8 protein-coding genes and 2 pseudogenes are annotated in these 8870 nt (G+C 59.6%); 8 read left to right on the top strand and 2 right to left on the bottom strand.

What is annotated here, in order from left to right; genetic code table 11:
* Positions 1-585: 585 nt before the first annotated feature.
* Positions 586-2052 carry an alkaline phosphatase D family protein gene (locus tag JCM25156_RS22080; RefSeq protein ID WP_242402512.1) on the top strand — a complete coding sequence of 489 codons (1467 nt, stop codon included), beginning with the start codon at positions 586-588 and terminating at the stop codon, positions 2050-2052.
* 406 nt (positions 2053-2458) lie between these two features.
* Here JCM25156_RS22080 and JCM25156_RS06345 read toward each other — a convergent pair whose 3' ends face one another.
* Positions 2459-2686 carry a hypothetical protein gene (locus JCM25156_RS06345; RefSeq protein WP_025812515.1) on the bottom strand — a complete coding sequence of 76 codons (228 nt, stop codon included), beginning with the start codon at positions 2684-2686 and terminating at the stop codon, positions 2459-2461.
* Positions 2687-2942: 256 nt separating this feature from the next.
* Here JCM25156_RS06345 and pstC point away from each other — a divergent pair, with 256 nt between their 5' ends.
* From pstC to JCM25156_RS06315, 5 genes and pseudogenes are all read left to right on the top strand, one after another.
* Positions 2943-3920: a phosphate ABC transporter permease subunit PstC gene (gene pstC / locus JCM25156_RS06340; RefSeq protein ID WP_025812514.1), complete on the top strand. Its 978-nt coding sequence runs from the start codon at positions 2943-2945 to the stop codon at positions 3918-3920.
* An 8-nt stretch (positions 3921-3928) separates the two neighbouring features.
* Positions 3929-4828, top strand: coding sequence for a phosphate ABC transporter permease PstA (gene pstA / locus JCM25156_RS06335; RefSeq protein WP_025812513.1), 900 nt, complete (start codon positions 3929-3931; stop codon positions 4826-4828).
* Positions 4825-5621: pseudogene (pstB, locus tag JCM25156_RS22075) on the top strand (phosphate ABC transporter ATP-binding protein PstB). The gene pstA and the pseudogene pstB overlap by 4 nt, the downstream one beginning before the upstream one ends.
* A gap of 17 nt (positions 5622-5638) precedes the next feature.
* Positions 5639-6333 (top strand): annotated as a pseudogene (phoU, locus tag JCM25156_RS22070) (phosphate signaling complex protein PhoU).
* A 652-nt stretch (positions 6334-6985) separates the two neighbouring features.
* Positions 6986-7651: an HAD family hydrolase gene (locus tag JCM25156_RS06315; RefSeq protein ID WP_025812512.1), complete on the top strand. Its 666-nt coding sequence runs from the start codon at positions 6986-6988 to the stop codon at positions 7649-7651.
* Between the two features lie 13 nt (positions 7652-7664).
* On the opposite strand, the gene arfB is transcribed toward JCM25156_RS06315, so the two are convergent.
* Positions 7665-8036: an alternative ribosome rescue aminoacyl-tRNA hydrolase ArfB gene (arfB, locus tag JCM25156_RS06310; RefSeq protein WP_025812511.1), complete on the bottom strand. Its 372-nt coding sequence runs from the start codon at positions 8034-8036 to the stop codon at positions 7665-7667.
* 25 nt (positions 8037-8061) lie between these two features.
* On the opposite strand from arfB, the gene JCM25156_RS06305 reads away from it, so the two are divergent.
* Both JCM25156_RS06305 and JCM25156_RS29835 read left to right on the top strand, forming a co-directional pair.
* A complete protein-coding gene (locus JCM25156_RS06305; protein WP_242402511.1) occupies positions 8062-8490 on the top strand; it encodes a hypothetical protein in 429 nt (142 codons plus the stop codon).
* Positions 8491-8510: 20 nt separating this feature from the next.
* Positions 8511-8669, top strand: coding sequence for a hypothetical protein (locus JCM25156_RS29835; protein ID WP_183479426.1), 159 nt, complete (start codon positions 8511-8513; stop codon positions 8667-8669).
* Positions 8670-8870 lie beyond the last annotated feature (201 nt).

The following is an 8870-nucleotide window of genomic DNA, read 5'->3' as shown; positions in this document are numbered from 1 at the left end:
CCCGCCGCCAGCAATATGCCCGCTGTCAGCATGGGTAATGCCCGGCGCAGCGTCGGCGCGCCGTGCCGCATGACATGATGTACGACAGGAGAGACAGGGGAGGTTCGGGTCATGACCTTACTCGGAAAATGAGGGGGAGGATCGAAAAAACAGGGGGAAACCGGAACGGCGGCACGAAAAAGGGCGGGAATCCGCGCCTGCGCGTTTGCGGCAGGGCGAAGTCGGGCTGGAGCGTGTGAAAAATGTATCCCGTGCGAAAACCGGATGTAAACCGGTGTGCGGCTTCCGATCATCCCTGCTCCGGTCTTCGGTCTTCTCCCGCCATGGGGGAATGTCTACATGCCTGCCGGTGGGCCAGCGGGTTCCGTGCCAGCAACTTTATCTCCCCATCCGGGATTACTGGAAAATGCTGTTGCCGTATAAGACATAGTACAGGCTGTTGTTTGTGACAGTTTAATGAAATATGGCGCGAATCTGGAGAATGCGCGGCGTATTATTTGCCCTGCCCGGTATAAAGCCATGAACTGATATTTCAGGAAGGGAAATTTCATGGTCATTCTCAGGCGAAGGCATTTTCTGACCGGAATGGGCACGGGCCTGCTGTTGTCAACGCGCATCCGGGCCCTGCATGCGGCGACACCGCGTAACCTGGATGAGAAGCCCCGGTTTGACGCCTCTCCTTTTCAGCTTGGCATCGCATCGGGTGACCCCGCGCCCGATGGGTTCGTGATCTGGACCCGGCTGGCGCCCCGTCCCCTCGCGCCCGAGGCGGGCGTGACCCATAACCGGCCCATGCTGGTTGACTGGGAAGTGGCGGAAGATGAAAAACTCACCCACATCGTACGCAGGGGGCAGGCGCTGGCCCACCCGGAACTGGCGCATAGCGTGCATGTGGAAGTGGATGGCCTGAAGCCGGACCGCCCCTACTGGTACCGTTTCCGCATCGCGGGGTTTGAAAGTCCCGTGGGCCGGAGCCATACATTCCCGCTGCCCGGCGCCAGCCCTGCCCGCGTGCGGTTTGCCGTCGCCGGCTGCCAGCATTACGAACAGGGCTATTACACCGCATGGCGGAACATTGCGAACGAGCCGATTGATTTCGTCTTTCACTATGGCGACTATATTTACGAAAGTGGCGACAGCCGGAACGGCATGCACAGGATGGATGGCAGGCCGTTCCAGGCGCTACGCAGGCATGTCGGGCCGGAATGTTATTCGCTTGATGAATACCGTCGGCGTTACGCGCAGTACAAAATGGATGCGGACCTGCAGGCCGCCCATGCGGCGGTGCCGTGGATTGTCACATCCGATGACCATGAAGTGGACAATAACTGGGCCGGTGACACCGATCAGGACGGCACGCCCCCCGATATTTTCCGCCTGCGTCGCGCCGTCGCCATGCAGGCCTATTACGAGCATATGCCGCTGCGCCTGACATCCCTGCCCGATGGCAGCCACATGCAGCTTTACCGTAACCTGCGTTATGGCGATCTCATGAACATATTTGTTCTGGACACCCGCCAGTATCGCAGCGATCAGGTGAACGGTGATGAGACCGGCCCCCAGAACGGTGATGTATGGTCCCCCAACCGCACCATGATGGGCAATGAACAGGAACAGTGGCTTTTTGCCGGGCTGGGCCGGTCCGACACGAAGTGGAACCTCCTGGCCCATCAGGTCATGATGATGAATCTGGCCCATCGCAAATCCGGTTATGACGGGCTGGTTTACAGCATGGATCAATGGTCGGGCTACATGTACAGCCGCAGGCGCCTGCTCCAGTTCATCGAACAGCACTGTCCGGGAAATGTGGTCAACGTAACGGGGGACGCGCACCGCCATTTCGCCGGTGATCTTGTATATGACGCGAACCATCCCAGACCTGTCTCGGTCGAGTTCCTGGCCACATCCATTTCATCGGGGCTGATGGTTCGGGTGATGATGACGGATTCAGCCGTTCCGTCCGCCGCGAAAACCCGCAGCTTAAGGCCACGACCAACCAGCGCGGTTATATTGTCTGTGATGTCGGCCGCGATGTCTGGCGCGCGGACCTGAAGGTGCTTGACCGGGTGATGGTGCGTGACGGCACGCTTTCCACCTATGCCAGTTTTGCCGTGGAGCGTGGGAAGCCCGGTCTGCAAAAGGCATGAGGGTGGTGCGGAGACCGGCATGACAGGTGTCGGCCTCCGCTTCCCTGCCCGTTCAGGGGTGGGCGGATTTAAAATAAATAATTCATAAAATATAGTAAAACTTCCCGGTATGTGCGTATTATTAAATAAATACGGCGCACCTCGAACCCTCCTTCAAGGCATCCCGTAAAACCCGGAAAAGTTTTGGTGAAGCTTTTTTCAAAAGCTTTCAAGGAGGCGTCGCCTTTTGAAAAAAAAGCATCGCCCCAAAACCTTTATTGTTTTGTATCAATCGGTTGTTTCAGATGGCGCTCCGGGCGCCGTTTGCGCCTTCAGGCCCGCAGGCGTGCGGTCTCCATGGCGCGCGACGGCTGGCGGCGGCCCAGACGGAAACGGGTGCGGGCCTGCGCCACCGCGGCTTCGAACGTGGGCAGGATGTCACCATCCATCTGTGTCACGCGTTCATGCATCGCCCGGAATCTGTAGGGTTCGTCGGGCGCATTGTGAAAAACGATGCCAACGAAGATACCGTCGATCTCGATAACGCTGGATTCAAACATAAGGCTGCTTCCTGCCTGTTTTCCTTTGGGGGCGGCGCAGGCACGGCGTCCCCGCTGCGGGTGCTATGCAGGAGTTCATGGCGGCCTGCAACCGGAAATAAATGAACTTTCCATGACATGTGCAAATATACATGGGCTGACATGTATGCCGTGACTTGTGTCATAAAAACTTCATACAAAACAGCGGAAGTTATTATTGCCACAGTGCGGCGCGGCGGCCTAGTGCTACTGTTGTGTCATACACATCAGGAATTATATGATGGAACTTCCATCCGCCATGACGGCCCGCAACGGCGCCGCAATGGATACAAACACGCACGGGCGGTTTGGCGATTTCGTCTTTGGCACGATCGCCCGTCTGGCCGGGTGGTTCATCCTGCTTGTCATGGCGGGGATCGTCGTCGTGCTGGTCAGCGGGGGGTGGCGGGCATTTTCCGTCTTTGGCCCCGGCTTCATCACCAGCACGGCATGGAACCCGATTTCAGATCACTTTGGCGCCGCGACATCCATTTTCGGCACGCTGGTCACGACCGTCATCGCGCTTGTCTTCGCGGTGCCGTTCGCCTTTGGCGTGGCCTTCTGGCTGGTGGAAATGGCCCCGCCGGCACTGGCGCGGTTTATCGAAACCGCCGTGCAGCTTCTGGCCGCCGTGCCTTCCATCATATTCGGCATGTGGGGGTTTTTCATCGTGGTGCCGTTCATGGCGCATTACATCGAACCCGTGGCCACGCATTACCTTGGCCATGTGCCTGGCATCGGCCTGCTGTTCCGTGGCGCGCCCTATGGCACCGGGCTGCTCAGTGGCGGCCTGATCCTCGCCATCATGATCACGCCGTTCATCTGTTCGGTCATGACGGATGTATTCGTTTCCATTCCCGCCGTGCTGAAGGAAAGCGCCTTCGGCCTTGGCGCCACGCGGTGGGAGGTGATGCGCCAGGTCGTCCTGCCATGGTCGCGGCAGGCGGTCATGGGGGGCATCATGCTGGGCACGGGGCGCGCGCTGGGCGAGACGATGGCCGTGACCTTCGTCATCGGCAACAGCAACCGCCTTGGCTGGTCGCTGTTCGCGCCGGGCAACACCATTGCCTCCCTGATCGCGCTGGAATTTCCCGAAAGTTCGGCCGGTAGCCTGAAGTTATCCGCCCTGCTGGCGCTGGGGGCGATCCTGATGATCATTTCATTCATTACCCTGGCCTGTTCGCGCATCTTCCTGCAGCGCGGCACGTCGAAGTGAGGAAATCCATGATGTCAGCCCCCCAGTCGCAATCCGGCGATGTCAGTGGATGGCAGCGCGGCGGTGCGCAGGCCGTGCGGCGCAGGCTGGTTGAACGGTTTGTCAGCCTGTTGTGCAACGTGGCCACGGTGGTCGTGCTGTTCCTGCTGTTTTCAATCCTGTGGACACTGGTGACACGGGGGGCGGCGGGCCTGTCCCTGCCCACCTTCATGCACAGCACGGCGGCCCCCGGCACCGGCGGTGGTCTTGCCAACGCCATTATCGGCAGTTGCGAACAGACCGGCCTTGCCGCCCTGATCGGCACGCCGATCGGCATGATGGCGGGCATCTACCTGTCGGAATTCGGTCAGGATGGGCGGATTGTCGCCCTTGTCCGGTTCGTGTCCGACATGCTGCTGTCGGTCCCGTCCATTCTGGTGGGTCTGTTCATCTACCTTGTCATCGTGGAACCGGCGGGACATTTCTCCGGCATGGCGGGCACGCTGGCGCTGGCGGTCCTGTTCATTCCCATCGTCGTCCGCACGACGGAGGACATGCTGCGCCTCGTCCCGCGCGCCCTGCGGGAAGCGGCCTATGCGCTGGGCGCGCCGGGGTGGCGGGTGATCCTGAGTGTGTGCCTGCGTTCGGCGCGCGGCGGTATCATGACCGGCATCCTGCTGGCGCTGGCCCGCATATCGGGTGAGACGGCGCCCCTGCTTTTCACTTCCCTTGGCAACCTGAACTGGTCCACCAACCTCAACGCCCCCATGGCCAGCCTGCCGGTCACGATCTACCAGTACGCCGGTTCGGCCTATGATGACTGGGTGCAGATGGCATGGACCGGGGCACTGCTGATTACCGTCGCGGTGCTTGCGACGAACATCCTCGCCCGCTGGTGGCTCACGCGCAATGGATCCGCACAACAATGAACAAAATCATCATGGATGACACGACAGGCCGCGACAGGACCGTGCCGGCACTGACCATCCGCAATCTGGACTTCTGGTACGGCAGCAACCATGCCCTCAAGGCATATCGCTGGATTTCCCCGCGCGTCAGGTCACGGGCATGATCGGCCCGTCAGGCTGTGGCAAGTCAACGCTGCTGCGTATCCTCAACCGCATGTACGACCTCTACCCCGGCCAGCGCGCGACGGGGGAGGTGCTGTTTGACGGCCGCAACATCCTCTCCGCGGGGCTGGACGTGAACGTGCTGCGCTCGCGCATTGGCATGGTGTTCCAGAAACCCACGCCATTTCCCATGTCCATATACGACAACATCGCCTTTGGCGTGCGGCTGCATGAACGCCTGTCGCGCACGGACATGGACCAGCGCGTGGAAGGCGTGCTGCGGCGCGTGGCGCTGTGGAACGAAGTCAAGGACCGGCTCAACGCATCCGCGGCCGCCATGTCGGGCGGGCAGCAGCAGCGCCTGTGCATCGCGCGCACCATTGCGACGCGCCCCGAAATCATCCTGCTGGACGAACCGACCAGCGCGCTGGACCCGATTTCCACTGCCCGGATCGAGGAACTGCTGGATGAGCTGAAGCAGGAATTCTCCATCGCCATCGTGACGCATAACCTGCAGCAGGCGGCGCGATGCGCGGACCGTGTGGCGTTTTTCTACATGGGTGAACTGGTGGAAGTGGACACGGCCGACAGGATGTTCACCGCCCCGCAGGCCAAACGCACCCAGGATTATATTACCGGCCGCTTCGGCTGAAAGCGAAAGCAGGGACGATGCCCCAAGAATCCGTACATACGGTCCAGAGCTATGACCAGGAACTGGAACACTTACGCTCGCTTGTAAACAAGATGGGGGGGCTGGTGGAGCGGCAGGTGGCGCAGGCCCTTACCGCCGTGGTCGAACATGATGAGGTCGCGGCCCTGGACGCGCCCGAAATGGACCCGCAGGTCGATGAACTGGAACGCGAGACCGAGGCGCTGGTCATCCGCCTGCTGGCCCTGCGCGCGCCCATGGCGGGCGACCTGCGTGAGGTGGTGGTGGCGCTGAAGATTTCGGGCGATCTGGAACGCATCGGGGACTGCGCGGCCAGCATCGCGCGCCGGGCCATGCGTAACGAACTGCTGTCCTGCCCCATTTCCCTGACGGGACTGCACAGCATGGGGCGGCTGGTGCAGGAAAACCTGCGGCGCACATCGATGCGATGGACCAGCGGGATCCGGAACTGGCGCGCCTTGTCTGGCATTCGGATACGGCGGTGGATGAACTGTATGTCTCCATGTTCCGTGAACTGGTGACATATATGATGGAAGACCCGCGCAACATCGGCCCCTGCGCCCATCTGCTGTTCATCGCCAAGAATCTTGAACGCATTGGCGATCACGCCACGAATATATCGGAGCGTGTGTATTACGCCGTAACCGGGAACATTCTGCCCATCGTGCGGCCGCGCGGGAAAACATTTGACTGATTGCTGAAAAACACAGGTTTCCGGGCGCCGCCTTTTTCCAAAAGGCGGCGTTCCCTGAAGCTGTTTGAAAAAAGCTTCACCAGAAAATTTGTCATGATTACAGGCATTTAGTGCATTGCCTGCTTCAGGCAACCTCTGCACGGATTTCCATAGATTGAATGCGGGCAACCATCCGCAGGGGGCATGGTTACTGACTGGCACGTGAAGGCTGGTTCCACTCCCGTTTCTGCTTTCATGGCCCTGCCGCCCGTGGCCGGAGGGAGCGGACCTTTCCCGTCCGGTTCATGAACACATGATGGCCAGAATATGGCGAATACATGAGTATTTTTCAATAGTATATGGATAATATGTGTAATCAAAAAAATAAAAATGGTTAATTTCAGACATTTATTGTGAATAAAAATTTAAATAAATGATAAAATATCATAAATAATCAAAAAATATTTTTATTTACTGATGCGCAAAAATTTGTAAAATTTATCCTTCCAATATCAAAAATCATCCCATATCTATAATGCATGACTTCTGGCGCCATATGTTTTGTGGTTCAGCGCGTAGGAAGTGCATGAAAGGTAGGGTCTGAACTTTGAATTTACACAGCAAATCCGATAATCAACTGCCTGCGGCCGTGCGCCCCGACGGGAAATTACGCATGGTTATTTTCGATTGTGATGGCGTTCTGGTCGATGGGGAATACCTGTCCACCTGCATCATGGCGCAGGAAGCGCGGAAATATGGCTGGAACATTACGGACGCGCAGGCAAACAAACTGTTCACCGGTGGTGAACTGGCCAAGATTCGTGATCGTATCGCCCGTGAAAGTGGCCGGGAACTGCCCGATAACTGGGATATGATCGTGCAGAACCGCATCGTGACCATGATGAAAACCGATGCCCAGACCGTTGATGGCGCGGAAGACATGCTTCAGGCCACGTTGGCGCTGGGCCTGCCGGTGCGGATCGGCTCCAACTCATCCATGGCGGAGATGGACGCCAAATTCAGCAGCACGGGCCTCGACCAGTTGCTGGAGGAAGACCGCATCCATTCCGGTCGCGATCTGGACATGCCCAAGCCCCGGCCCGATCTGTACCTGTATGCCGCGGAGCAGGACAACATCCCGCCCGGCAACTGCATCGTGCTGGAAGATTCCGATGCCGGCGTGGAAGCCGCCCGCCTGGCGGGTATGGCCTGCGTGCTGCTGCGTGATCCGGCCCAGCCCGCGCCGCAATGGCCGGGGCTTTTCCGTATCGCCCACCTGTCGGAATTCGTGCCGCTGCTGCGGCGCATCATGACGGAACAGAAGCAGGTCGCGGCCTGAACGGACGCGCCGCTCAGTCAGTGTAACGATTGCTGCGGCCCTGTTTGACGCGGCTGCGGTGCTGCTTGTTTTCCATCCGCCGCCTGCGCTGCCCGCGTGAGGGGCGGGTGGGCACACGATAGGTCTGTACGGTGCTGGCCTGCGCGATCATGTCGTGCAGGCGGGCCACCGCGTCCTCCCGGTTGCGGATCTGGCTGCGAAAGCGCCGGGCCGTCAGCACGATCACGCCATCCCCCGTCATCCGGCTGCCCGCTATCTCCACCAGCTTCTGTTTTATGCGGTGCGGGAGGGAGGGGGAATTGCGGGCGTCAAAGCGCAACTGTGCCGCGGTCGCGACCTTGTTGACGTTCTGCCCGCCCGGCCCGGATGCCAGAATGTAGGTCACATGTAATTCATCATCCGGATGGTGGGTGGAGACATGGCGGTTTACGGTCCTGCGCGGGGGGCGTTACATCGTGAACGGATGGGCCGCCCTGCATGGGCGGCATTGCTGCGTGGGCTGTTTGCTATCACCATGCCTGCCCGATGATGACAAGAGCGGAGTTGTGACAATCATGAACGATCAGGCCATGACGGACCAGTTGCGCAAGGCCCTTGCGCAGGCGGCGGGCGATGCGGCGCAGGCCAAGGTCATGCCGGTGGTCAGGATGATTGCGGCCCAGCAGCTTGTGGTCATGGATCTCATGCAGATGCTGGTGGATGCGGGCGTTGTGGAGGCCGATGTGATCGCGGCCCGCATGCGCCATCATATCGAACATACCGATACGAAGGACATGGCGGCCCGAACCCTGTTTGAACAGGTGCGTTCACGTTTCGCATCCGCCCCCAAAACCTCCTGATAACGAAGAAAGGGCTGCCAATGGCTGATCATCCTCCCGCCCTGCGGGCAGAAATCGTCGCACTCAAGGCGGAGCTGGCCCGCGTGCGTGACGAACTGGCCATTGCCCGCAAGACCATCCAGGAACTGAGGCTGGACTTGCGGCGTGAACAGACACGCCCCACCCCCAAGCGCCCGTAAGCCAACAGACAAGGTATTTTCCCATGAATGAGGAACGTGACGCGACCGGCCGGGTTGTCGTCTACCCCACGGTCAGTTGTGGGGCGGAAGCCGCACAGGATTCCATTGTGGTGATGGACCTGTTCATGGCCACGGCCCCCGAACATATGCCCAAGGGCGACCGGCGGGTCGTGACCGTGCTGCCGCCGGAACTGGCCCTTA

It is taken from the genome of Komagataeibacter kakiaceti JCM 25156 (assembly GCF_000613305.1).
Note: the sequence above shows the minus strand (reverse complement) of the source record. Positions and strands in the feature narration are given on the sequence as shown.

What these genes read in the sequence shown, in the direction of transcription:
- JCM25156_RS06345 (WP_025812515.1), bottom strand. Translation starts at nt 2,686, where the DNA reads ATGTTTGAATCCAGCGTTATCGAGATCGACGGTATCTTCGTTGGCATC.
- JCM25156_RS29835 (WP_183479426.1), top strand. Translation starts at nt 8,511, where the DNA reads ATGGCTGATCATCCTCCCGCCCTGCGGGCAGAAATCGTCGCACTCAAG.
- pstA (WP_025812513.1), top strand. Translation starts at nt 3,929, where the DNA reads ATGATGTCAGCCCCCCAGTCGCAATCCGGCGATGTCAGTGGATGGCAG.
- JCM25156_RS22080 (WP_242402512.1), top strand. Translation starts at nt 586, where the DNA reads ATGGGCACGGGCCTGCTGTTGTCAACGCGCATCCGGGCCCTGCATGCG.
- JCM25156_RS06315 (WP_025812512.1), top strand. Translation starts at nt 6,986, where the DNA reads ATGGTTATTTTCGATTGTGATGGCGTTCTGGTCGATGGGGAATACCTG.
- pstC (WP_025812514.1), top strand. Translation starts at nt 2,943, where the DNA reads ATGATGGAACTTCCATCCGCCATGACGGCCCGCAACGGCGCCGCAATG.